Origin of the sequence: Streptomyces sp. PsTaAH-137 (assembly GCF_003259365.1) — a bacterium.
In the GTDB taxonomy this organism is placed as follows: Bacteria; Actinomycetota; Actinomycetes; order Streptomycetales; family Streptomycetaceae; genus Streptomyces.
In genome coordinates this window covers 48,230-71,349 of sequence record NZ_QLLY01000002.1, presented here as the reverse complement: position 1 = coordinate 71,349, position 23,120 = coordinate 48,230, and the positions used below count along the sequence as shown (strand labels likewise).

Genomic DNA, 23,120 nt, shown 5'->3' with positions numbered 1-23,120 from the left:
AGTGCCAAAGTGACACCCATGACCCACAACCACCGGCGGCCCGACGCTCCCCACGGCACACCCGAAGCCCCCCACCTCACCGTCCGCGGCGAAGCCCACCTCGAAACCGACCCCGAACTCGCCCGCATCACCATCACCGTCACCGCCCGCGGCACCGACCGCCGCACCACCGTCGACGACCTCACCCGCCGCAACACCACCACCCTCGACCTCATCAAGACCTACGGAGAAGCCGTCGAAAAACTCGACACCGGCGCCTTCACCCTCACCCCCGAATTCACCAAACACGGCCGCGGCGAACGCATCCGCACCCACCACGGCAGCGTCCACCTCACCGCCCACCTCAACGACTTCACCGCACTCGGCGAACTCACCACCCGACTCGCCGACCAGGAACTCACCCGCGTCGACGGCCCCTGGTGGTCCCTGCGCCCCACCTCGCCGATCCACGCCACCGCACGCCAGCAAGCCGTCCGCGAAGCCGTCCAGCGCGCCCGCGAATACGCCGAAGCACTCGGCACCACCCTCGCCGCCCTCGTCGAACTCGCCGACACCGGCACCGAGGACACCCACCACCCCATGTCCTACGGCATGCCCCGCGCCGCCATGGCCCGCGGCCCCGTCGACGACACCCCCGCACCCGCCCTCGACCTCGAACCCGAGCGCCAGCACATCCACGCCACCGTCAACGCCCGCTTCACCCTTCACCCGCCCCACCTGCAATGAGCCGCCGAAATGCTCATCAGAGCAGCACGCCGCCCAAATTCAAAACATAATGACGCTTGTCAATAGCCCTTCACGCAAAAGACGTTGAGTAGTCATACCCATCCAATTACCTACCCACCGGTAGGGCCTAGGCTCGAATCATGCGCCGAGCAAAGATCGTCTGTACCTTGGGCCCCGCCACCGACTCGTACGAGCAGATCAAAGCACTCGTAGAAGCCGGAATGGACGTAGCCCGCCTCAACCTCAGCCACGGCACCTACGCCGAACACGAGGAGCGCTACCAGCGCGTGCGAAAGGCCTCCGACGAGACCGGCCGCAGCGTCGGCGTCCTCGCCGACCTTCAAGGCCCGAAGATCCGCCTCGGCCGCTTCCACGAAGGACCCGTACTCCTTGAACGCGGAGACGAGTTCACCATCACCGTCGAACACGACACCCAAGGCGACCGCCAGATCTGCGGCACCACCTACAGCGGCCTCGCCGACGACGTCACCCCCGGCGAACGCATCCTCGTCGACGACGGCAAAGTCAGCCTCGAAGTCACCCGCGTCGACGGCCCCCGCGTCCACACCACCGTCGTCGAAGGCGGCATGGTCTCCGACCACAAGGGCCTCAACCTCCCCGGCGTCGCCGTCTCCGTCCCCGCCCTCAGCGACAAGGACGAAGCAGACCTCCGCTGGGCCCTGCGCACCGGCGCCGACATCATCGCCCTCTCCTTCGTCCGCAGCGGCCGCGACATCGAGGACGTCCACCGCATCATGACCGAGGAAGGCCGCCACCTCCCCGTCATCGCCAAGGTCGAAAAACCCCAGGCCGTCGAGAACATCGAGGACATCGTCGCCGCCTTCGACGGCATCATGGTCGCCCGCGGCGACCTCGGCGTCGAAATGCCCCTCGAACAGGTCCCGATCGTCCAGAAGCGCGCCATCAAGCTCGCCAAGCGCAACGCCAAGCCGGTCATCGTCGCCACCCAGATGCTCGACTCGATGATCGACAACTCCCGCCCCACCCGCGCCGAAGCCAGCGACGTCGCCAACGCCGTCATCGACGGCACCGACGCCGTCATGCTCTCCGGCGAGACCAGCGTCGGCAAATACGCCATCGAGACCGTCAAGACCATGGCCCGCATCGTCGAAGCGGCCGAGGAAGACATCCTCGCCAAGGGCCTCCCGCCCCTCACCGACCGCAACAAACCCCGCACCCAGGGCGGCGCCGTCGCCCGCGCCGCCGCCGAGATGGGCGACTTCCTCGGCGCCAAGTTCCTCGTCGCCTTCACCCAGTCCGGCGACACCGTCAAGCGCCTCTCCCGCTACCGCTCACCGATCCCGCTCCTCGCCTTCACCCCGGTCCCGGCGACCCGCTCCCAGCTCAACCTCACCTGGGGCGTCGAAACCTTCCTCGGCCCCCACGTCGACTCCACCGACGCCATGGTCGCCCAGGTCGACGACCAACTCCTCAGGATCGGACGCTGCCAGAAGGGCGACATCGTCGTCATCACCGCCGGCTCCCCGCCCGGCGTCTCCGGCTCCACCAACATGGTCCGCGTCCACCACATCGGCGAGGACGACAGCCCCAAGTAGGCAGAAGGCTGTACGTGGTTGAGGGCCGCCCCCGGAAAACACCAGGGGGCGGCCCTCCGCCTGTGTCGCACTGCCCCGCTACGGCGTCACGATCGCGAAACTCGGATCCGGCTTCTCCACGACCGCCAGCACCTTCTGCAAGAGCGACGCGTCCCCCGACACCTCGATGTCACCGAGCCCCTTGCCACCCAGCAACCCGAGCAACTGCACCTTGGTCATCGACAGCGCCACACCGGCATCCGCATCAGCCTTCTCATCGCTCCGGTACGTCAACACCCCGTTCCGCACCGTCAGGTGATACACCACACCGAGCGACGGAAAACTCCAGTCCATCCGGACCCTCAGATCCCACGCCTTCGGACCATTGATCCGAATCGCCACCGAGTCGATCAACTGGTCGATACTCAACGCCATCATCATCGTCGGCCCCACCGTCGACGACTCACCGGTCCGCACACCCTCCGTCAATTCCAGGGCCCCGGTCAGATAGAAATTCCGCCACACCGCGTTCTCGGTCGCATAACCCAACCGCGTATAAATCCGCGCCAGTTCCCTCCTCGCCACCCTGCTGCCCGGATCCGCGAACACCACATGGTTCAACAACGTCGCCGCGAACCGCAGATCCCCGTCCCGCTCGAACCCCTTCGCCTTCGCGATCGCCGCCGAACGACCCCCCAACGCCTTCACATACCGCTTCGCCTCATCGACCGGCGGATGCTCCCAGAGATGCGCCGGGTTCGCGTCGAACCAGCCCATGTACCGCTGATAGATGCCCTTCACGTTGTGCGAGAGCGACCCGTAGTAACCGCGGTTCGCCCACACATCCAGCGCCGGCGGCAACTCGATCGCCTCCGCGATCTCCCTGCCCGTCATCCCCACATTGATCATCCGCAACGTCTGATCATGCATGTACGCATACAAGTCCCGCTGCGACGCCAGCAGTTCACCGATCTCCTCACCACCCCACGTCGGCCAGTGATGCGACGCGAACGCCACATCCACCCGCCCCGCGAACAACTCGACCGACTCGTTCAGATACCGCGCCCACTCCCGCGCGTCCCGCACCTGCGCACCCCGCAGCGTGATGATGTTGTGCATCGTGTGCGTCGCGTTCTCCGCCATGCACACCGCCCGCAGACCGGGGAAGACGAAGTTCATCTCCGCCGGAGCCTCCGTCCCCGGCGTCATCTGAAACTCCACCGCCACCCCGTCGAACGTCTCCACCTGCCCCGTCCGCGCGATGCTCTTCGTCGGCGGAATCAACCCCACCGTCCCCAACGACACGCTCTGCCCGAGCCCGCACCCGATCTGCCCCTTCGCCGACCTCGGCAGATGCGCGCCGTACATGTACGCCGAACGACGGTTCATCGCCGTCCCCGCGTACACGTTCTCCGACACGGCGTGCTCCAGGAACCCTTCCGGCGCCACCACGGGAACATCCCCGGCCCCCTCCGGCAGCACCCCGTACGCACCACCGAAATGATCGACATGGGGATGGGTGTAGATGAGAGCGGTCACCTTCCGCTCACCCCGATGGGCCCGATAGAGCTTCAGCGCCGCTGCTGCCGTCTCCGCCGAGATCAGCGGATCGATCACGATGATCCCGGTGTCACCCTCCACGATCGTCATGTTGGAGAGATCGAGCCCGCGCACCTGATAGATCCGGTCCGTCACCTTGTACAGGCCCTGCCTGCTCGCCAGTTGGGACTGCCGCCACAGACTCTTGTTCGCGGTCTCCGGCGCCTCCTTCTTCAGGAAGGCGTAGGCGTCGTTGTCCCACACCACTTTGCCGTCCGCGTTCTTCACGACCCCCGGCTTCAGCGCCGCGATGAATCCTTTGTCGGCGGCCTCGAAGTCGCCGGTGTCGTTTTGTGTGCGGTGCTGCGCGGCGACGGCCGACTCGGGGTTCACGGCCATGGCAGCAGCGGCGGCGCCTGCCGCTGCCGCGACGAAACGGCGCCGGTTGATCGGGCTCATACGTACCTCTTCGGACGGCGGGGCTGACTGTGGTCCCGAAGATCGTCGGAGGGTCTGGCGCCGGTCAAGGTCTCAGCGGGATGTTGGGGCGGGTCCCAGGGGGTGGTCGGGGGTGGTGTGACGCGTCCTATTGCGGGTCAGTACTTCGGGCCTACGTGGAGGTCGAGGAGGGCCACGGCTTCTTTGCGGGCGATCGAGATGTTGCGGCTGCCTGCTGGCTTCCAGGCGACACCGACCGCATCGAGGGTGTCGGTGAAGAGGCGCGTGATGTCGGTGGACAGGTTGGTGAAGAAATAGCGGGGGTACTCATAGCGCTTCGGTTTGCCGCCGATGATGCGCGTCGTCCAGTTGGTGATGCGACACCCGTCGGAGTGGATCAGTCCTCGGACGAAATCCCAGGGATACGCGTCGACGATCTCCTGCTGCCAGGAGGCGAGGGCGATCTTGCGGTCGTGCTTCTTGCCGGGGCCGTGCTGCGGGAACAGACAGGGCCAGTGGTTGCTGTAGCAGGTGACGTACTGGCAGCCCTGCCGCTGGACACGGAAGACCTTGTTGGCCGGTCGTGCGGCTTGGACGGCTTCGACGCACAGATCGATGAGGCCGGGCCATGCGTCGGCGCAGGCGATGCGCAGGAAGTACGTGCCACGCCGGAAGTGGCTGATGCAGCCGTCGCCGAGGTAGAGACCGAGGAGGTAGGAGTACGCCGCCGGGTTCTCGGGAGCCTGAGGTGTTCCGTCGCATCTCGGACAGAGCGCTGACCGGCTGTAGCCGAGCGGTTCAAGGCGCTCCTGCCAGGAGCGGATGGCAGCTCGTGAGACACCGGTGTCCTTGCTGACCGAATTCAGGCTCCGGCCCTGCGCCACCAGCGCCAGCGCCTGCTTGCGCGTGCTCATGTCGTACATGCGGGCAGCGTGTGAGAGCGGGCCGCGCGACACGCAGCAAAAAGCGGATGTTCACGAGAACGTGAGCATCCGCTTGGTGAAGGTGACCTTCGAATCGAAGGAAAAGTGCTCCGGGTGGGACTTGAACCCACACTGGATCGTGTTTGAGACGATGGCCTCTGCCGATTGGGCTACCGGAGCTCCTGCGAATCAAAGGAATTCCTTGACCCGCTGCTGCACCACTTTACAACAGCTAGGTAGGCTCTTGGGAGCAGTACTCAGCCCTGCATACAAGGAGCGCCCCCGTGACCGGCCCCGAGTCGACCCAGCCCGCCGACGACGACAAGTCGCACGTCCCGCCGCTGACGACCCGTGTCGTCATCGCCGAGGACGAGGCCCTGATCCGCCTCGACCTCAAGGAGATGCTTGAGGAAGAGGGCTACACCGTCGTGGGCGAGGCCGGCGACGGGGAGCAGGCCATCGAGCTGGCCCGTGAGCACAAGCCCGACCTGGTGATCCTCGACGTGAAGATGCCGAAGATGGACGGCATCAGCGCGGCGGAGAAGATCGCCGAGGAGTCGATCGCTCCGGTGCTGATGCTGACGGCGTTCTCCCAGCGGGATCTCGTCGAGCGGGCGCGGGACGCGGGTGCGATGGCGTACCTGGTGAAGCCGTTCAGCAAGAGTGATGTGGTTCCGGCGATCGAGATGGCCGTCTCGCGGTTCACGGAGCTGAAGACGCTGGAGAAGGAGGTCGCGGACCTCACCCAGCGTCTGGAGACGCGGAAGCTGGTGGACCGGGCGAAGTCGGTGCTTCAGACGGAGTACGGGCTGACGGAGCCGGCGGCGTTCCGTTGGATTCAGAAGACGTCGATGGACCGTCGTCTTTCGATGCAGCAGGTGGCCGAGGCGGTCATCGAGGACGCTGCGGAGAAGAAGGCGGCGAAGGGCTGAGACGCCCGCCCCGAGGACATGTGTGAGGCCCGCACCCGAAAGGGGCGCGGGCCTCACGCACGTACGGGAGGAGTCAGTCCTCGCCGAGGTACGCCTTGCGGACGGATTCGTCGTGGAGGAGTTCCTGGCCGCTGCCGGACAGGACGATGGAGCCGATCTCCATGACGTGGCCCTGGTCGGCGAGGGAGAGGGCGGCCTGGGCGTTCTGTTCGACCAGGAGGATGGTCGTGCCCTGGGCCTTCAGTTCGGCGATGGTGGACATGATCTTCTGCATCATGATCGGGGAGAGGCCCATGGAGGGCTCGTCGAGCATGAGGAGTTTGGGCTGGGACATGAGGGCCCGGCCCATGGCGAGCATCTGCTGTTCGCCGCCGGAGAGGGTGCCCGCGGCCTGCTTGCGGCGTTCCCCGAGGATGGGGAAGAGGTCGTAGGCGCGCTGGATGTCCTTCTGGATGCCCGCGGTGTCCTTGCGGAGGAAGGCGCCGAGCTGGAGGTTCTCCGCGATGGTGAGGCGGGGGAAGATGCGGCGGCCTTCGGGGGAGTGGGCGAGGCCCATGGAGACGATCTTGTGGGCCGGGACCGTGTTGAGCGGGGTGCCGGCGAACGTGATCTTGCCGCTGAGGGGCTTGAGCAGGCCGGAGAGGGTGCGCAGGGTGGTGGTCTTGCCGGCGCCGTTGGTGCCGATCAGGGTGACGACCTGGCCCTCCTCGACGGTGAAGGAGATGCCCTTGACGGCCTGGATCTTGCCGTAGGCGACCTTGAGGTCCTCGACCTCCAGGAGTGCGGTCACTGGTCGTTCCCTTCGGCTGCGCCCGCTGCGTCTGCGGCTTCGGCTGCTTGTACTTCTTCGATGGCGGAGTCCTCGGGGGCGCCTTCGAAGGGGGTGCCGAGGTAGGCGGCGATGACGCGTTCGTCTCCCTGGACGACGTCGCTGGTGCCCTCGACGAGTTTTTCGCCCTGGACGAGGACGGAGACGCGGTCGCAGAGGTTGAAGATGAAGCGCATGTCGTGCTCGATGACGAGGACGGCGATGCCCTGGTCGCGGATGGCGAAGACCAGTTCTTCGGTGGCGCGGGTCTCCTGGGGGTTCATGCCGGCGGTGGGCTCGTCGAGGAGGAGGAGTCCGGGGTCGCTGGCGAGGGCGCGCGCGATTTCGAGCTTGCGCTGTTCTCCGTAGGGGAGGTTGCGGGCGAGGTGGTCGCGCTTCTTGGCGAGGCCGGTGAACTCCAGGAGTTCCATGGCGCGTTCCTCGGAGGCACGTTCCGCCTTCTTGAAGCCGGGGCCGCGCAGGAGGGCCGACCAGAGGCCTTCCTTGGTTCTGGTGTGGCGTCCGACGAGGACGTTCTCCAGGACGGTCATGTTGGCGAAGAGGCGGATGTTCTGGAAGGTGCGGGCGATGCCTGCCTGGGTGACGAGGTGGGGCTGGGGCGGCAGGACGGTGCCCTTGTAGGAGACCTTGCCCTCGGTGGGGACGTAGAGGCCGGTGAGGCAGTTGAAGAAGGTGGTCTTGCCGGCGCCGTTGGGGCCGATGAGGCCGACGATCTCGCCTTCGCCGACGGTGAGGCTGACGTCGCGGACGGCGGTGAGGCCGCCGAAGCGCATGGTGACGCCGGTGGCTTCGAGAACGGTCTGCGTGGTGGTCGTGGGTGTGGTCATGGTGGTCACGCCCCCGCCTTGGTGACGGCCGGTTCTTCGGGCAGTCGTTGTTCCGGCACGTCGAGTTGGTCGGTCTCGTGGAATTCGAGCTGCTTGCGGCGGTCGGCGATGAGGCCTTCGGGGCGGAAGCGCATGAGCAGGATGAGGGCGACGCCGAAGAGGAGGAGCTGGTACTCGCCGATGAACTGGAGCTTGGCGGGGATCAGGTAGAGCAGGGCGGCGCCGACGAGGGGTCCGCTGACGGTGCCCATGCCGCCGAGGATGACGGCGGCGAGGAGGAAGGCGGAGTTGGGTGGTGCGTTCTCCACGAACTTGTACTGGTCGGGGGTGACGGAGTACTGGACGTGGGCCTGGACGGTTCCTGCCATGCCGGCGAGGGAGGCGCCGAGGGCGAAGGCGAGGAGCTTGAGGCGGAAGGTGTTGATGCCCATGGCCTGGGCGGCGGTCTCGTCCTCGCGGATGGCGACCCAGGCGCGGCCGATGCGGCTGGTGCCGGCGCGGCGGAAGACGGTCACGACGATGATCGTGAAGAAGAGCATCAGGAGGTAGTAGTTGGCGAAGCGGCCGAGGTCCACGCCGAAGACGGTGTGGGTCTCGCCGAGGTCGATCCCGAAGATCTTGAGGTCGGGGATGTTCGGGATGCCGTTGGGGCCGTTGGTGACGTCGGGCCCGGAGTCGCCGTCGAGGTTGTTCATGGTGATGCGGAAGATCTCACCGAAGCCGAGGGTGACGATGGCGAGGTAGTCGCCGCGCAGCCGCAGGGTCGGGGCGCCGATGGCGATGCCGAAGACCAGGGAGGCGCCCGCGCCGGTGAGGACGGCGGCCCAGAAGGGGAAGTGGACGCCGATGGTGGAGTCGGGGGAGCCGGAGACGAGGGCCGCCGCGTAGGCGCCGACGCCGAGGAAGGCGACGTAGCCGAGGTCGAGGAGTCCGGCGAGGCCGACGACGACGTTGAGGCCGAGGGCGACGGTGGCGAAGACCAGGATGTTCGCGGCGACGTTGGTGTACGTGTCGTTGGTCTGGGTGAAGGGGAACGCGGCGGCGGCGACGAAGGCCGCGGTGAGCGCGATGGTGCGGTGCTTGGCGGTGAGTGCCGTGAGCCGCGAGGGCAGTCCGGTCTTGGTCAGGGCGACGCCGCCGAAGAGGACCAGGATCAGGTAGCCGGTGAAGAGTTCGACGTATTCGGTGTCGATGCCGTACGTGAAGACGTAGAGGCCGATGCCGAACGCGACGGCGATGATCAGGATCTCGGCCCAGGAGGGCAGGGTGATCGTGGCGGGGCGGGCCGGGGGCGCTTTGAGGGTGTTGCGGAAGCGGGCCCAGGCGTCGGTGGCGTCGGGGTCGGGCTGGTCGGCGGGGAGGCCGAGGGCGCATACGGCGGTGAGGAGTGCGGCGATGCCGGCGACCCAGGCTCCGGGTTCGAGGTTGACGACGCCGCCGAGGCGGTAGCTGATGGCGCCCATGGTGTAGCCGGTGGTGCCGAGGGTGCCGAGGGCGAAGAGCAGGGTGGGGGCGGTGTGGCCGCCCGGGGTGAGCCAGCGCAGTCCGCGGATGCCGAGGGCGGACAGGGCGAGCAGCAGGGTGATGAGTGCGCCGATGAGGGTGAGGACCTGGAGTCCGCCGGGGTAGCCGGTGACGGTGAGGTCGCCGGGGAATTCGGCGGTCCAGGTCCATGCCATGAAGGTGGCGGCCGCGGTGAGGACGGCGCCGCCGACGGTGCCGTAGCGGGCGGCGTTTTCGGGCAGCGGCAGGAGGGCGCTGTGCGGGGCCGTCTTCGCCGCGGTGTCGGTGGTGGTCGTGGTGTCGGTCATCGTGATCACGCCCTGTCCGCGACGCGCTCGCCGAGCAGGCCCTGGGGGCGCAGCAGGAGCACGAGGATGAGGAGGACGAAGGCCCAGACGTCTTTCCAGGCTCCGCCGCCGAGGAGTTCCATGCCGGGGATGTCCTGGATGTAGGCGGTGGCGAGGGCTTCGGCGAGGCCGAGGGCGAGGCCGCCGATCATGGCGCCGTAGATGTTGCCGATGCCGCCGAGGACGGCTGCGGTGAAGGCTTTGAGGCCGGCGATGAAGCCCATTTTGAAGCCGACCTGGCCGTATTTGAGGCCGTAGGCCATGGCGGCGACGGCGGCGAAGGCGCCGCCGATGGCGAAGGCGGTGACGACGATCCGGTCGGTGTTGATGCCCATGAGCTGGGCGGTGTCCGGGTCCTGGGAGGTGGCCTGCATGGCGCGGCCGGTGCGGGTCTTGGCGACGAAGTAGGCGAGGAAGCCCATGCACACGGGGGCGGCGATGATGAGGAAGAGGTCGCCGCGCTGGATGGTGAAGGCGCCGAGGTCGATGGGTCCGCCGGAGAACTGGGGGAAGGGCCGGTCTGCCTTGGCGTCGGGGTAGAAGGCCCAGACGACCTGCTGGAGCGCGATGGAGAGGCCGATCGCGGTGATGAGCGGGGCGAGGCGTGGGGCGTTGCGCAGCGGGCGGTAGGCGAAGCGTTCGGCGCCGACGGCTACGGCGACGGAGCAGGCGATGCCCATCAGGAGCATGAGGGGCATGGCGATGGCGAGGGATGTGCCGCCCGGGAGCCAGAGATACATGGTGAGGGCGCCGAAGCCGCCGATCATGTAGATCTCGCCGTGGGCGAAGTTGATGAGCTGGATGATGCCGTAGACCATGGTGTAGCCGACGGCTATGAGGCCGTACAGGGCTCCGAGGATCAGGCCGTTGACCAGCTGCTGCGGCAGATCGTGCACCGCTGGGCCTCCGAGGTTGTCTCAAGTGCGAAGGCGCGGGGGGCTGTTGTGGTGCCCCCCGCGCCGTGTGGGCTGGTGCGGTGGGATCCCGGAGAGGGGTACCGCGGGGTGGGTGCGGTGGTTACTTCTCCAGCTCGCCGGTCTTGACCGGGGTGTGCTTGCCGTCCTTGACCTGGTAGACGGTCAGGGTGCGGTTGGTGGTGTCGCCGTATTCGTCGAAGGCGACCTGGCCGGTGACGCCGTTGAAGGAGACCTTCTGGGTGGCCTCGGTGATCTTGGCGCGGGCGTCGGCGGGGAGCTTGCCGTCGTTGTCGTTCACGACGCTCTTGACGGCCTGGATGATGGCCCAGGCGGCGTCGTAGGAGAGGGCGCCGTAGGTCTCGTAGGGCTCGCTGTAGCCGCCGGCCTGGTAGTCGGCGATGAACTTCTTGGCGGTGTCGAGCTGCTCGGGCGGGGCGCCGACGGAGGTGGCGAAGTCGCCTTCGGCGTTCTTGCCGGCGAGCTTGACGTAGTCGGCGCTCTGGAGGGCGTCGCCGCCGATGACGGGGATCTTGGCTCCGGCGTCCTTGATCTGCTTGGAGAGCGGGGCGCCGGCGGGGTATTCGCCGCCGTAGTAGACGAAGTCGGCCTTGGAGTTCTTGATCTTGGTGGCGATGGCGCCGAAGTCGCGGTCGTCGGGGTTGATGTGGTCGGTGGCGACGACCTTGCCGCCGAGTTTGGCGAATTCCGTGCGGAAGGTGCGGGCCAGACCGGCGCCGTAGGTCTTCTTGTCGTCGACGGAGTAGACCGTCTTGAGCTTCAGGGTGTTGTACGCGTACTGGGCGGCGTACGGGCCCTGGAGGGCGTCGGTGGTGGCGGTGCGGAAGTACGACTTGAACTGGCGGGACTTCGACTTCAGGTAGTTGGCGCCCTGGGTCAGTTCGGGGGCCGTGTTCGCGGGCGAGATCTCCACCAGGTTCGCGGAGTTGAAGGTCTTCTGCATCGACTGGGCGACGCTGGAGTTCAGCGGGCCGACGACGCCGAGGACGTCCTTGTTGCCGACGAGGGTGGTGGCGTTCTGGCCGCCGGTGGAGGGGTTCGCGACGTCGTCCAGGGCCTTGATCTGGAAGGTGACGCCGGGGACTTCCTTGTTCTTGTTGGCGGTCTTGGCGGCCAGGTCGACGGAGTTCTTGATGCCGATGCCGATGGCCGACAGGTCGCCGCTGAGGGGGGCGTCGACGCCGATGACGACGGTGGTGTTGCTCTTGTCGCCGGACTTGTCTCCGCTGTCGTCGCGCGATCCGCAGGCGCTGAGCGTGAGTGCTCCGGTCGTGAGCACTGCGGTGAGTATGAGCTGAGAACGGTGTCGCACGATCAATCCTCTCCCTGGCGCGGCCCTTTGGTCGGGGGCCGTGTGTCTCGCCGGGCCGTACGGGTGGTACAGGGCCGTGCAAGTGACGCGCCCGGCGGCGCGGTGACTGGCCGTGACTATAAGCGCAGGTGGGGGAGTGCAGCGTGGGTGCGGGAGAGGCTGTGACGCTCTTGTTATGCCGGGGCGGTTTCGGTGAGGTGCGGTGTGGGCGATTGGGGCGGATGTTCCGGTGGCGGAAAAGATCGCTTGACGAGAACGCCCTGTTCTTGCATGGGACTTGAGGTGATCTTGGTCGGGTGGGTGGTGGGCGGTTCGGGGGGTTGTGTCCGTCGGGGGCGGGGCGCGCGGGGCATGGTGGCGGCGCGTGACCTTCTCATTGCTTCGTTGCGGCAGAGGTAACTGGCTGTTACCGCTGTGTGAGTTCGTGCCGCGGGCGTCATGGGGCCGGGAGGTGTTTCGCGGGCGCGGCGGACGGGGTGGGAGTGGTGGAGGAGGGCGTGCGGGTGGCGGTCGGCGAGGAGGAATCTGTGGCGCCGTCGGTCGCGTCGGTTGGGCGGGGTGGCGTCGAGGTGGGTCTTGTCGAGGGCGCGGGGGAGTGCGGCGCAGGAGCGGACGGTGATGCGTGCGCGGAGGGCGCGGGGAGCTTGTGCGGCTGCTGTGAAAGGTGTGGCCGGAGTGACGTGGGCCGCCAACTGTGCAGTTCCGGACCGTATGTGACTGGGTGTCATGCCACAGCCGCGGGCGACGCGGACGGTGAACGGGAAGGTGCCGCGGGTGGCCGCGGGGCCGTCGTGGCGCAGATGGGTCGCCGGGGCGGGCCACGGGCCGAGGGTGGGGGTGCGGGGGTTCGCCGGGAGGAGCGGGGTGGCGGTCGCCGGGCCGGCGGTGAGGTCGGCGGCGCCGAGGGCGAGGAGCCGGCGGCGGCGTGCGGGGAGCGTGGCCCAGCGGTTCGGCAGGCGTGGGGAGTCGCTACCGAGGGTGTCGGTTCCGGCTCCGGGTGGCGAGGGTGTGGCGGGTGTCCGGGGGCGGGGTGCGTCGTCGGGGTCGTACGGCTCCACGGGCCCGATGCCGGTCATGTCCGGAAGGAGGCCGGAGTGAGTGCTTCCGCCCGTGGCGGTGCGGATCGGGTCAGGGGCGCGGGGCCCTCTGGCGGGCGGCCGGGCGGCGCGGTGGAATGACAGGCGTCCCGTGAGTGAACTCCCTTACCGCGCCCAGGAGGCACGATGGTGAGATCCGCACGTACCACCGGCAGACGCAGATCGCGTGGCGCATCCACGTTGGCCGTGGCGGGCGCGCTGGTCCTCGGCCTGGCGGCGCCGGCCGCGCACGCCGTCCAGGAGGCGCCCGGCAGGGCGGAGTTGAAGATCTCGGGGCAGGAGACGCAGCCCGTCTTCTCCCGGGCCGACGCCGTCTACCAGGAGGTCGACGTCCGGACGGAGGTCGACAGCGACGGCGACGGCAGGCGGGACACCGTGAGGATGCGGATCCTGCGGCCCAAGGAGACCGGCGCGGCGGGGCTGAAGGTCGCCACGATCATCGAGGCGAGCCCGTACTGGGCCGGTGGCAACGATGTCCCGAACCACGAGGTGGATCTCGACGAGGACGGGCTGCCGGTGGCGGGCGCGGCGGCGCGGCGCACGGCGGGGAAGCCGGGACCGACCGGTCCCGCGGTCGCGTACTCCGGCTACTACGACAACTACTTCCTGCCGCGCGGATACGCGGTCGCGCAGGTCGACAGTCTCGGTACGGGCGGCTCCACCGGCTGCCCGACCTCGGGCGGCCGCAACGAGACGCTGGGCGCGAAGGCGGCCGTCGACTGGCTGGGCGGCCGGGCCAAGGGCTGGGACCCCGACGGGCGCGAGGTCCGTGCGGACTGGTCGACGGGGAACGCCGCGATGATGGGGATCTCCTACAACGGCACGCTGCCGACGGCCGTCGCGACCACGGGCGTCAAGGGCCTCAAGGCGATCGTGCCGATCTCCGGGATCTCGTCCTGGTACGACTACTACCGGGCGAACGGCGGGGTCGTGGCACCCGGCACCTACCAGGGCGAGGACACCGACGTCCTCGCCCGCTACGTGTACTCGCGCGCCGACCAGGAGATCTGCAAGCCGGTGCTGGACGCGCTCGAACGCGACCAGGACCGGGTGAGCGGCGACTGGTCGCCGTACTGGGACGAACGCGACTACATCAAGGACGTCGGGAGGATCAGGGCGGGCGTCTTCGTCGTGCACGGGCTCAACGACTGGAACGTGAAGACCAAGAACGCGGGCGCGCTGTGGGACGCCCTGAAGAGGAACCACGTGCCGCGCAAGCTGTGGCTGCACCAGGCGGGGCACGCCAATCCGATGCCGCTGCGCACGGAGGAGTGGCTGCGTCAGGTCCACCACTGGTTCGACCACTGGCTCTACGGCATCCGCAACGGCGTCCTGGACGAGCCGCGGGTCGATGTGGAACAGGCGGACTTCGGCTGGCGGCAGCAGGCGGACTGGCCGGAGCCCGGTACGCGTGACACGACGCTGCGGCTGCGCGCCGACGGCACGCTCGGCAGGTCCGCGGGTCCGTCGGTGGTGCGGTCGCTGACCGACGCGGGCCGTACCGTCCCCGCCGAGCAGCTGGTGACGTCGCCCGACGCGGCGAACACGAACCGGCTCGCGTACACGACGGACGCCCTGGACCGCGACGTCCGGCTCAACGGGGTGCCCGCGATCGACATCCGCGCCTCGCTGTCGGGCACCTCGCCGTACGTGACCGCGCTGCTGGTCGACTACGGCCGGGACACCCGCGCCACCGCCGGCACGGTCACCGACACCTCGCGGCAGGTCTGCTACGGCGAGGGGGTGCCGGGGCTGCCCGCCGAGACGGGCTGCGCGTACCGCGCGAAACACGCCACCGAGACCGCCGACTACAAGATCGTGACGCGGGGCTGGCTGGACGCGCGCAACCGGAAATCGGCCGCGCGCCAGTCCGAGGTCGTGGAGGGCCGCGAGTACCGGCTGCGGTGGGATCTGCAGCCGGAGGACTACGTGTTCAAGGCCGGGCACCGGCTCGGCGTGGTCCTGATCTCGACCGACCACGACTACACCCTTCGCTACCCGGCGGGCACGACGATGACCGTGCGCGCCGGGGCCGGGTCGCTCACGCTGCCGGTGGCGCCGAGTCGGTCAGAGGGGCGTCCTTGAGCAGGCAGGTCAGGCGGGCCGAGCAGACCCGCCTGTCCTGCTCGTCGGTGATCACGATGTCGTACGTGGCCGTGGTGCGGCCGCGGTGCACGGGCGTGGCCACACCGGTGACGTGGCCGGAGCGGGCGCTGCGGTGGTGCGTGCAGTTCAGGTCGACGCCGACGGCGAGCCGGCCGATGCCGCCGTGCAGCATCGCGCCGACCGAGCCGATGGTCTCGGCGAGCACGGCGGAGGCGCCGCCGTGCAGCAGGCCGTAGGGCTGGGTGTTGCCCTCGACGGGCATGGTGGCGACGACACGGTCCGCGGACGCCTCCTTGATCTCGATGCCCATGCGGGTGCCGAGATGCCCTGCGGAGAACAGCGCGGGCAGGTCGATGCCGTAGTCCTTGTACTCGTCGAGGACTTCCTGCGGGAACTTCACCTGGTTCTGCTCGCCCATGGGGCCCTGCTCCGTCCGTCGTGCCGGCATGTCCTTGGCTGAGCGAACGCTCAGTCGGTGCGGGATTGTTCCAGGCGTACCACGACGGACTTGCTGGCGGGGGTGTTGCTGGTGTCCGCGGTGGCGTCCAGCGGCACCAGGACATTGGTCTCCGGGTAGTACGCGGCCGCGCAGCCGCGGGCCGTCGGGTAGTGCACGACGCGGAAGCCGGGGGCGCGCCGCTCCACGCCGTCGCTCCACTCGCCGACGAGGTCGACGTACGCGCCCTCGGCGAGGTCGAGGTCCTTGGCGTCCTCGGCGTTGACCAGGACGACCCGGCGGCCGTTCCTGATCCCGCGGTAGCGGTCGTCGAGGCCGTAGATGGTGGTGTTGTACTGGTCGTGGGAGCGCAGCGTCTGGAGCAGCAGCCGGCCCTTCGGCAGGTGCGGGTACTCGACGGGCGCGGCCGTGAAGTTGGCCTTGCCGGTGGCGGTGGGGAAGCGGCGCTCGTCGCGCGGGGCGTGCGGGAGCGCGAAGCCGGCCGGGTCGGCGACCCGTGCGTTGAAGTCGTCGAAGCCGGGGATCACCTGGGCTATGCGGTCGCGGATCGTGGCGTAGTCCTTCTCGAACTCGGCCCAGGGCAGCGCCGATCCGGGCAGGACGCGGCGGGCGAGGCGGGTCACGATGGCCGGCTCGGACAGCAGGTGGCGGCTCGCGGGCTCCAGGCGGCCGCGGGAGGCGTGCACCATGCCCATGGAGTCCTCGACGGTGACGAACTGCTCGCCGCTGCCCTGGAGGTCGCGCTCGGTGCGGCCGAGGGTGGGCAGGATCAGGGCGCGGGCGCCGGTGACGGTGTGCGAGCGGTTCAGCTTCGTCGACACGTGGACGGTCAGCCGGGCGCGGCGCATGGCCGCCTCCGTGACGTCGGTGTCGGGGGACGCGGAGACGAAGTTGCCGCCCATCGCGAAGAAGACCTTCGCCTCGCCGTCGCGCAGCGCGCGGATGGCCCGTACGACGTCGTAGCCGTGCTCGCGCGGGGGCGCGAAGCCGAACTCCTTCTCCAGGGCGTCCAGGAAGGCGGGCGCGGGGCGCTCGAAGATGCCCATGGTGCGGTCGCCCTGCACGTTGCTGTGTCCGCGGACCGGGCACACCCCGGCGCCGGGGCGGCCGATGTTGCCGCGCAGCAGCAGGAAGTTGACCACTTCGCGGATGGTCGGCACGGAGTGCTTGTGCTGGGTGAGGCCCATCGCCCAGCAGACGACGGTGCGGCGGGAGGCGAGGACCATTTCCAGGGTGCGCTCGATGTCGGCGCGGGACAGGCCGGTCGCCTTCAGCGTCTCGTCCCAGTCGGCGGCGCGGGCGGCCTCGGCGAACGCCTCGAAGCCGTGGGTGTGCTCGGCGACGAACGCCTCGTCGGTGGCGCCGTCGGTGGCGAGGATCAGCTTGTTCAGGAGGCGGAAGAGGGCCTGGTCGCCGCCGAGCCGGATCTGGAGGAACAGGTCGGTGAGGGTGGCGCCCTTGGTGAGGCCCTTGGGGGTCTGCGGGTTCTTGAACTTCTCCAGGCCCGCTTCCGGCAGCGGATTCACGGAGATGATCTTCGCGCCGCCGGCCTTGGCCTTCTCCAGGGCGGAGAGCATCCGCGGGTGGTTCGTGCCCGGGTTCTGCCCGGCCACGATGATCAGGTCCGCCTTGTAGAGGTCTTCGAGCAGGACGCTGCCCTTGCCGACGCCGATGGTCTCGGTGAGCGCCGAGCCGGACGACTCGTGGCACATGTTCGAACAGTCGGGCAGGTTGTTCGTGCCGAACTCGCGGGCGAAGAGCTGGTAGAGGAACGCCGCCTCGTTGCTTGTCCGCCCCGATGTGTAGAACACCGCCTCGTCGGGGGAGGCGAGCGCGGTCAGCTCCTCGCCGATGATGTCGAAGGCCCGCTCCCAGGTCACCGGCTCGTACCGGTCGGCGCCCTCGGCGAGGTACATGGGGTGGGTGAGGCGGCCCTGCTGGCCCAGCCAGTACCCCGAGCGGCCGGCCAGGTCGGTGACCGGGTGCGCGGCGAAGAACTCGGGCGTCACCCGGCGCAGGGTGGCCTCCTCGGCGACCGCCTTCGCGCCGTTCTCGCAGAACTCCGCCGCGTGCCGGTGCTCGGGCTCGGGCCAGGCGCAGCCCGGGCAGTCGAAGCCGTCCTTCTGGTTGACGCGCAGCAGGGTGAGGGCGGTGCGCTTCACGCCCATCTGCTCGCGGGCCATCTTCAGCGTGTGCTTGACGGCGGGCAGGCCGGCCGCGTGGTGCTGTGGCGCCACGACCTGCGGCGCGTCCTGAACCGGATCGGATGCGGGCGGCTTGGCGGCCATGTCGGGCTCCCCTTCGAGCGGTCCTGCGAGGTCGTGCGGGCGTGCTGTGAGCTACCTCTCCGATCCTCGCACGGAGGTCCGACAGCGCCGCCGTCCGGGCGGGGTGGACCGGACTGTCAGTGGGGTCTGGCAGGATCGGGGACGTGGCAGAAAAAGCAGCGAAGACGGCGAAGAAGACGGCGGCTCCCGCGACGAAGGCGGCGGACAGCGGTGCTGGTGGGAAGCCCCGGCTGATGCTCATGGACGGGCATTCGCTGGCCTACCGCGCGTTCTTCGCGCTGCCCGCGGAGAACTTCACGACGGCGTCGGGCCAGCCGACGAACGCGATCTACGGCTTCGCGTCGATGCTGGCGAACACGCTGCGCGACGAGGCGCCCACGCACTTCGCGGTGGCGTTCGACGTGTCCCGCAAGACGTGGCGGTCCGAGGAGTTCACCGAGTACAAGGCGAACCGGTCGAAGACCCCGGACGAGTTCAAGGGCCAGGTCGAGCTGATCGGCGAGCTTCTCGACGCGATGCACACCCCGCGCTTCGCCGTCGACGGCTTCGAGGCCGACGACATCATCGCCACGCTCGCCACGCAGGCCGAGGCGGCGGGCTTCGAGGTCCTCATCGTCACCGGCGACCGCGACTCCTTCCAGCTCGTCTCGGAGAACGTGACGGTGCTGTACCCGACGAAGGGTGTCTCCGAGCTGACCCGGTTCACGCCGGAGAAGGTCGAGGAGAAGTACGGCCTCACCCCGTCCCAGTACCCGGACTTCGCGGCGCTGCGCGGCGACCCGTCGGACAACCTGCCGGGCATCCCCGGCGTCGGGGAGAAGACGGCGGCGAAGTGGATCAACCAGTTCGGTTCGTTCGCCGAGCTGGTCGAGCGCGCCGAGGAGGTCAAGGGCAAGGCCGGGCAGAACTTCCGGGACCACATCGAGGCCGTGAAGCTCAACCGCCGCCTGACCGAGATGGTCCGCGACGTCGAGCTGCCGAAGACCGTCGCCGATCTGGAGCGCGTCGCCTACGACCGCACGTCGATCGCGATGATCCTGGACACCCTGGAGATCCGGAACCCGTCGCTGCGCGAGCGCCTGTTCGCCGTCGACCCGGGCGCCGCCGAGGCCGAGGAGGCCCCGGCCGAGCCCGGCGTCGAGCTGGACGGCACGGTTCTGGCCACCGGCGAGGTCGCGCCGTGGCTCGCCGAGCACGGCAAGGCCGTCCTCGGGCTCGCCTCCGTCGACACCTGGTCGCTCGGCACCGGCTCGGTCACCGAGGTCGCGCTCGCCGCCGCCGGTGGCGAGGCCGCCTGGTTCGACCCGGCCACGCTCGACGAGACCGACGAGAAGGCGTTCGCCGCCTGGCTCGCCGACGCGGCGAAGCCGAAGGTGCTGCACAACGCCAAGAGCGTGATGCGGGTCTTCGCCGAGCACGGCTGGAGCGTCGACGGCGTCACCATGGACACGGCGCTCGCCGCGTACCTGGTCAAGCCGGGCCGCCGCTCCTTCGCGCTCGACGCGCTGTCCCTGGAGTACCTGGGCCGCGAGCTGGCCCCGGCCGGCGCCGCCGACGGGCAGCTCGCCTTCGGCTCCGAGGAGGACGAGCAGGCCGAGGCCGACGCGCTCATGGTGCAGGCCCGCGCCATCCTCGACCTCGGCGAGGCCTTCGGCGAGAAGCTGAAGGAGGTCGGTGCCGCCGAGCTGCTCACCGACATCGAACTGCCCACCTCCGCGCTCCTCGCCCGCCTGGAGCGGTACGGCATCGCCGCCGACCGCGCCCACCTGGAGGCCATGGAGCAGATGTTCGCCGGCGCCGTCCAGCAGGCGGTCAAGGAGGCCCACGCCTCGGTCGGGCACGAGTTCAACCTCGGCTCGCCCAAGCAGCTCCAGGAAGTCTTCTTCGGCGAGCTGGACCTGCCCAAGACGAAGAAGACCAAGACCGGTTACACGACGGACGCGGACGCCCTGGCATGGCTGGCCACGCAGACCGACCACGAGCTGCCCGTGATCATGCTGCGCCACCGTGAGCAGGCCAAGCTCCGCGTCACCGTCGAGGGCCTGATCAAGACGATCGCCGCAGACGGCCGCATCCACACCACGTTCAACCAGACGGTCGCCGCGACCGGCCGCCTGTCGTCGACCGACCCGAACCTGCAGAACATCCCGGTCCGCACCGACGAGGGCCGTGCGATCCGCCGCGGGTTCGTCGTGGGCGAGGGCTTCGAGTCGCTGATGACCGCCGACTACAGCCAGATCGAGCTGCGCGTCATGGCCCACCTCTCCGAGGACGAGGGACTCCTCGAAGCCTTCGCGTCCGGCGAGGACCTGCACACCACGGTCGGCGCGCAGGTCTTCGGCGTGGCGCGGGACCAGGTCGACGCCGAGATGCGGCGCAAGATCAAGGCGATGTCGTACGGCCTTGCCTACGGGCTCTCCGCGTTCGGGCTCTCGCAGCAGCTGAACATCGAGGCCGGTGAGGCCCGCGCCCTGATGGACACGTACTTCGAGCGGTTCGGCGGGGTCCGTGACTATCTGCGGCGCGTGGTCGACGAGGCACGCGCCACCGGCTACACGGAGACCGTGCTCGGGCGGCGCCGCTATCTGCCCGACCTGAACTCGGACAACCGGCAGCGCCGTGAGATGGCCGAGCGCATGGCGCTCAACGCGCCGATCCAGGGCACCGCCGCCGACATCGTGAAGATCGCGATGCTGAACGTCGACAAGGCGCTCACCGAGGCCGGGCTCTCTTCGCGGATGCTGCTTCAGGTCCACGACGAAATCGTGCTGGAGATCGCGGCGGGGGAGGCCGCCGTCGCCGAGCAGCTGGTCCGGCGCGAAATGGCCAACGCCGTGACGCTCCGCGCACCGCTGGATGTCTCGGTGGGCCTGGGCAACGACTGGGAGTCCGCAGCGCACTAGCCTCCGGCGACCGGGACCTTTTGGCGGGGCGGCACCTACGGGTGCCACCCCGCTTCCGCGAGCACGCTCTCGACTGCGAGCGCGCCGTGGCCGGTCGCGCAGTTCCCCGCGCCCCTGGGCAGTTCTCCGAGCGCGACCCGGTGGCCGCTTCTCGCGCAGTTCCCCGCGCCCCTGAGATGCGCACTTCGTGCGCCATCTCATCAGAGAGGCGCGCGACACCGCAGCCTCCGGGGGAGAGGCGCGCGGAGCGCTGCCTCTGGGGGAGGCTGCGCGCAGCGCATGCCTCAGGGGCGCGGGGAACTGCGCGCCCAGCCACGACGGTGGCGCGCCTGAGCGACGGCCCATCAGGGGCGCGGGGAACTGCGCGAGCAACCCCCACCGGCCGTCAGCTGAACGGGGGCCCCGGCGACCGGGGCTGAACGGGCACCCCCGTTCAGCCCCCACGCCGCGCCCCCAGCGGAGCGCCCCCGCAGGATGAGCCAATGCCCCGCACCCTCCTCCTGACCACCCTCACCCTCACCCTGGCGGCCCTCCTCAACACCACCCCCACCGCACAGGCGGCAGCGGCGACCCCCACCTGCCGCGCCGCCAAACACCCCGCCCTCGCCCGACAGCTCACCCGGGACCTGAAGACGGCGCTGGCCGGGCGCCGCGGAAGCGTGTCGCTCGCCGTGCACGACGACCGCACCAAGCTCGACTGCACCCTCACCCCGCGCACCCGCTACGACGCGGCGTCCCTCGTGAAGGTCCTGATGATGGAGGCCACCCTGCGCCGGGCCCAGAGCCGCGGCCGCGGCCCGACCGCCTGGGAGCGCGGCAACCTCGCCCCCATGATCCGCAAGTCGGACAACACCGCCGCCAGCCGCCTGTGGAACGACCTCGGCCGCACCCGCCTCGGCACCACCCTGACCCAGGCCGGCGCCACCCGCACCGTCCTCGGCCCGCGCGGCTACTGGGGCCTGACCCGCACCACGGCCGCCGACCAGCTGCGACTCCTCGACAAGCTCACCGCCCGGCGCTCGTTCCTGTCGGCGACCTCACGCGCGTACGGGCTGAAGCTGATGAGCGAGGTGCGCAAGAACCAGCGCTGGGGCGTGCCCGCCGGGATGCCGCGCGGTGTGCGCGCCCACCTCAAGAACGGCTGGCTGCCGCGGGCCACGCACGGCTGGCGCGTCCACAGCATCGGCGTGTTCACCGGTCAGGGCCGCACGTACCGCATCGCCGTGCTCAGCCACGACAATCCGTCGATGGCCTACGGCGTGCGCACCGTCGAGCGCGTGGCGCAGGCCGTGCACCGCACCCTCAACAAGGGGCGGGCCGCCGGGATCGGCCTCACTCCGCCGGACGAGATCAGCGAGCAGTCGGACGGCTCGGTTCCGCAGGATGCCCCGGACGCTCCGGAACGGCCGGCCTGGTTCGCGCCCGGAGTGCCCGGAGCAGCAGCGCGTACAGCACGAGCCCGATGACGAGCCCGGCGCCCGCGCCGAAGCACACGGTCGGCACGATCTCCCACGGCTTCCAGTCGAGCCCCTCCTCGTCCACGTACGACAGCCAGCGCACCACCCGCGCCGCCCCGCAGCCGCACGCGCACCCGCCGATCACGACGAGCGCGAGCCACCGCTGCCGGGCGTGCGGCGCGGCCAGGCCCCGCGTGGGGGCGGCGCCGCGCACCGCCCACCACACGAACACCCCGATCACGCCGAGGGCCAGCGCCGAACTGCCGTACTGCACGTACCAGTAGACCGGTGACCCGGCGACCGTCTCGCCGAGCACGGGCAGCAGCCGCGTGCCCCACCGGTCCTGATGCGTGAAGGCGTCCCACACCACGTGGGTGAGCGAGCCGGTCACCGCGGAGACGTACCACCACAGCCACCACCCCCGGTCCCGCCCGGAACGGCCCCGCGCCACGGTCCACACCCGCGCCCGCACCCTGCCCGGCAGCAGCGCGAGCAACGGTTCGCGCACCAGTAGCCACAGCGCCAGCAGCCCCGCCGCGAACAGCGCGTCCACCGTGAGCACCCCGGTGAACGAGTGCGTGAACGCGCCGAATTCCATGGCGCCCGGCACCGCGCTCGCCGCGAAATAGGTGAGGTCAGGCGCGAACGAACCGGCCACGAGCAGCGACGGCACGAGCCGCCCCCGCCCCGACCCGTCGCGCCGCACGAACGGCAGCACGGCGGCGGCATGGCTGATGGTGAACGGCACGGTTCTCCCCGGATCGGCTCGGCATTGACGCGGCGGCGCGTGGTGAGCGAGCGTCGAAGCGTACGACAACACTCCGCGTCGCCTGCCTGATGAGACGGTGAACAGCGGTCCGGGGGCACCTCCCCCCGCCTTCGGGGCCAGGAGAGAGGGTGTCCGCGGGAAAGAAGTTGACGTAGTGTCGGCGAGGTCGTGCGCTG

Annotated in this window: 16 protein-coding genes and 1 tRNA gene; 6 read left to right on the top strand and 11 right to left on the bottom strand. The window is 69.5% G+C overall.

What is annotated here, in order from left to right; translation table 11 throughout:
• Positions 1-18: 18 nt before the first annotated feature.
• Both K377_RS03870 and pyk read left to right on the top strand, forming a co-directional pair.
• Positions 19-726, top strand: coding sequence for an SIMPL domain-containing protein (locus tag K377_RS03870; protein ID WP_111661702.1), 708 nt, complete (start codon positions 19-21; stop codon positions 724-726).
• A gap of 140 nt (positions 727-866) precedes the next feature.
• The gene (gene pyk / locus K377_RS03865; protein ID WP_111661701.1) at positions 867-2,303 is read left to right on the top strand and encodes a pyruvate kinase; all 1,437 of its coding nucleotides are present in this window, start codon (positions 867-869) and stop codon (positions 2,301-2,303) included.
• Positions 2,304-2,381: 78 nt separating this feature from the next.
• Here the strand turns inward: pyk and K377_RS03860 are convergent, their stop codons facing one another.
• The 3 genes from K377_RS03860 to K377_RS03850 all read right to left on the bottom strand — a co-directional run bounded on the left by K377_RS03860 (position 2,382) and on the right by K377_RS03850 (position 5,362).
• Positions 2,382-4,280 (bottom strand): alkyl/aryl-sulfatase, encoded by a 1,899-nt coding sequence (locus K377_RS03860; RefSeq protein WP_111661700.1) that lies wholly within the window; start codon positions 4,278-4,280, stop codon positions 2,382-2,384.
• A gap of 137 nt (positions 4,281-4,417) precedes the next feature.
• A complete protein-coding gene (locus K377_RS03855) occupies positions 4,418-5,182 on the bottom strand; it encodes a helix-turn-helix domain-containing protein (protein ID WP_111661699.1) in 765 nt (254 codons plus the stop codon).
• Positions 5,183-5,288: 106 nt separating this feature from the next.
• Positions 5,289-5,362: transfer RNA gene (locus K377_RS03850), tRNA-Leu, on the bottom strand.
• 104 nt (positions 5,363-5,466) lie between these two features.
• On the opposite strand from K377_RS03850, the gene K377_RS03845 reads away from it, so the two are divergent.
• A complete protein-coding gene (locus tag K377_RS03845) occupies positions 5,467-6,114 on the top strand; it encodes an ANTAR domain-containing response regulator (RefSeq protein ID WP_111661698.1) in 648 nt (215 codons plus the stop codon).
• Positions 6,115-6,187: 73 nt separating this feature from the next.
• On the opposite strand, the gene K377_RS03840 is transcribed toward K377_RS03845, so the two are convergent.
• From K377_RS03840 to K377_RS03820, 5 genes are all read right to left on the bottom strand, one after another.
• The gene (locus K377_RS03840; protein ID WP_111661697.1) at positions 6,188-6,904 is read right to left on the bottom strand and encodes an ABC transporter ATP-binding protein; all 717 of its coding nucleotides are present in this window, start codon (positions 6,902-6,904) and stop codon (positions 6,188-6,190) included.
• Positions 6,901-7,770: an ABC transporter ATP-binding protein gene (locus K377_RS03835; protein ID WP_181512491.1), complete on the bottom strand. Its 870-nt coding sequence runs from the start codon at positions 7,768-7,770 to the stop codon at positions 6,901-6,903. Before K377_RS03835 ends, K377_RS03840 begins: the two co-directional genes overlap by 4 nt.
• Positions 7,771-7,775: 5 nt before the next feature.
• On the bottom strand, positions 7,776-9,581 hold the full coding sequence (locus tag K377_RS03830) for a branched-chain amino acid ABC transporter permease (RefSeq protein ID WP_111662165.1): 1,806 nt from the start codon (positions 9,579-9,581) through the stop codon (positions 7,776-7,778).
• Positions 9,582-9,586: 5 nt separating this feature from the next.
• Positions 9,587-10,516, bottom strand: coding sequence for a branched-chain amino acid ABC transporter permease (locus K377_RS03825; RefSeq protein WP_111661695.1), 930 nt, complete (start codon positions 10,514-10,516; stop codon positions 9,587-9,589).
• 121 nt (positions 10,517-10,637) lie between these two features.
• Entirely contained in the window at positions 10,638-11,867 is a 1,230-nt protein-coding gene (locus K377_RS03820) for a branched-chain amino acid ABC transporter substrate-binding protein (protein WP_111662164.1), read from the bottom strand.
• Between the two features lie 1,283 nt (positions 11,868-13,150).
• Here K377_RS03820 and K377_RS03815 point away from each other — a divergent pair.
• Positions 13,151-15,049: a Xaa-Pro dipeptidyl-peptidase gene (locus tag K377_RS03815; protein ID WP_258394968.1), complete on the top strand. Its 1,899-nt coding sequence runs from the start codon at positions 13,151-13,153 to the stop codon at positions 15,047-15,049.
• Here K377_RS03815 and K377_RS03810 read toward each other — a convergent pair.
• Positions 15,006-15,488 carry a PaaI family thioesterase gene (locus tag K377_RS03810; protein WP_111661693.1) on the bottom strand — a complete coding sequence of 161 codons (483 nt, stop codon included), beginning with the start codon at positions 15,486-15,488 and terminating at the stop codon, positions 15,006-15,008. The genes K377_RS03815 and K377_RS03810 overlap by 44 nt on opposite strands.
• Before the next feature lie 50 nt (positions 15,489-15,538).
• The gene (locus tag K377_RS03805) at positions 15,539-17,815 is read right to left on the bottom strand and encodes an FdhF/YdeP family oxidoreductase (protein ID WP_111661692.1); all 2,277 of its coding nucleotides are present in this window, start codon (positions 17,813-17,815) and stop codon (positions 15,539-15,541) included.
• 233 nt (positions 17,816-18,048) lie between these two features.
• Between K377_RS03805 and polA the strand changes: the two genes are divergently transcribed.
• Both polA and K377_RS03790 read left to right on the top strand, forming a co-directional pair.
• A complete protein-coding gene (polA, locus tag K377_RS03800; protein ID WP_111661691.1) occupies positions 18,049-20,718 on the top strand; it encodes a DNA polymerase I in 2,670 nt (889 codons plus the stop codon).
• A 482-nt stretch (positions 20,719-21,200) separates the two neighbouring features.
• Complete coding sequence (locus tag K377_RS03790; protein WP_111661689.1) at positions 21,201-22,184, top strand: serine hydrolase; 984 nt, start codon at positions 21,201-21,203, stop codon at positions 22,182-22,184.
• Here K377_RS03790 and K377_RS03785 read toward each other — a convergent pair.
• A complete protein-coding gene (locus tag K377_RS03785) occupies positions 22,069-22,923 on the bottom strand; it encodes a DUF4184 family protein (RefSeq protein ID WP_111661688.1) in 855 nt (284 codons plus the stop codon). The two genes, K377_RS03790 and K377_RS03785, sit on opposite strands and share 116 nt — an antisense overlap.
• Positions 22,924-23,120: the final 197 nt, after the last annotated feature.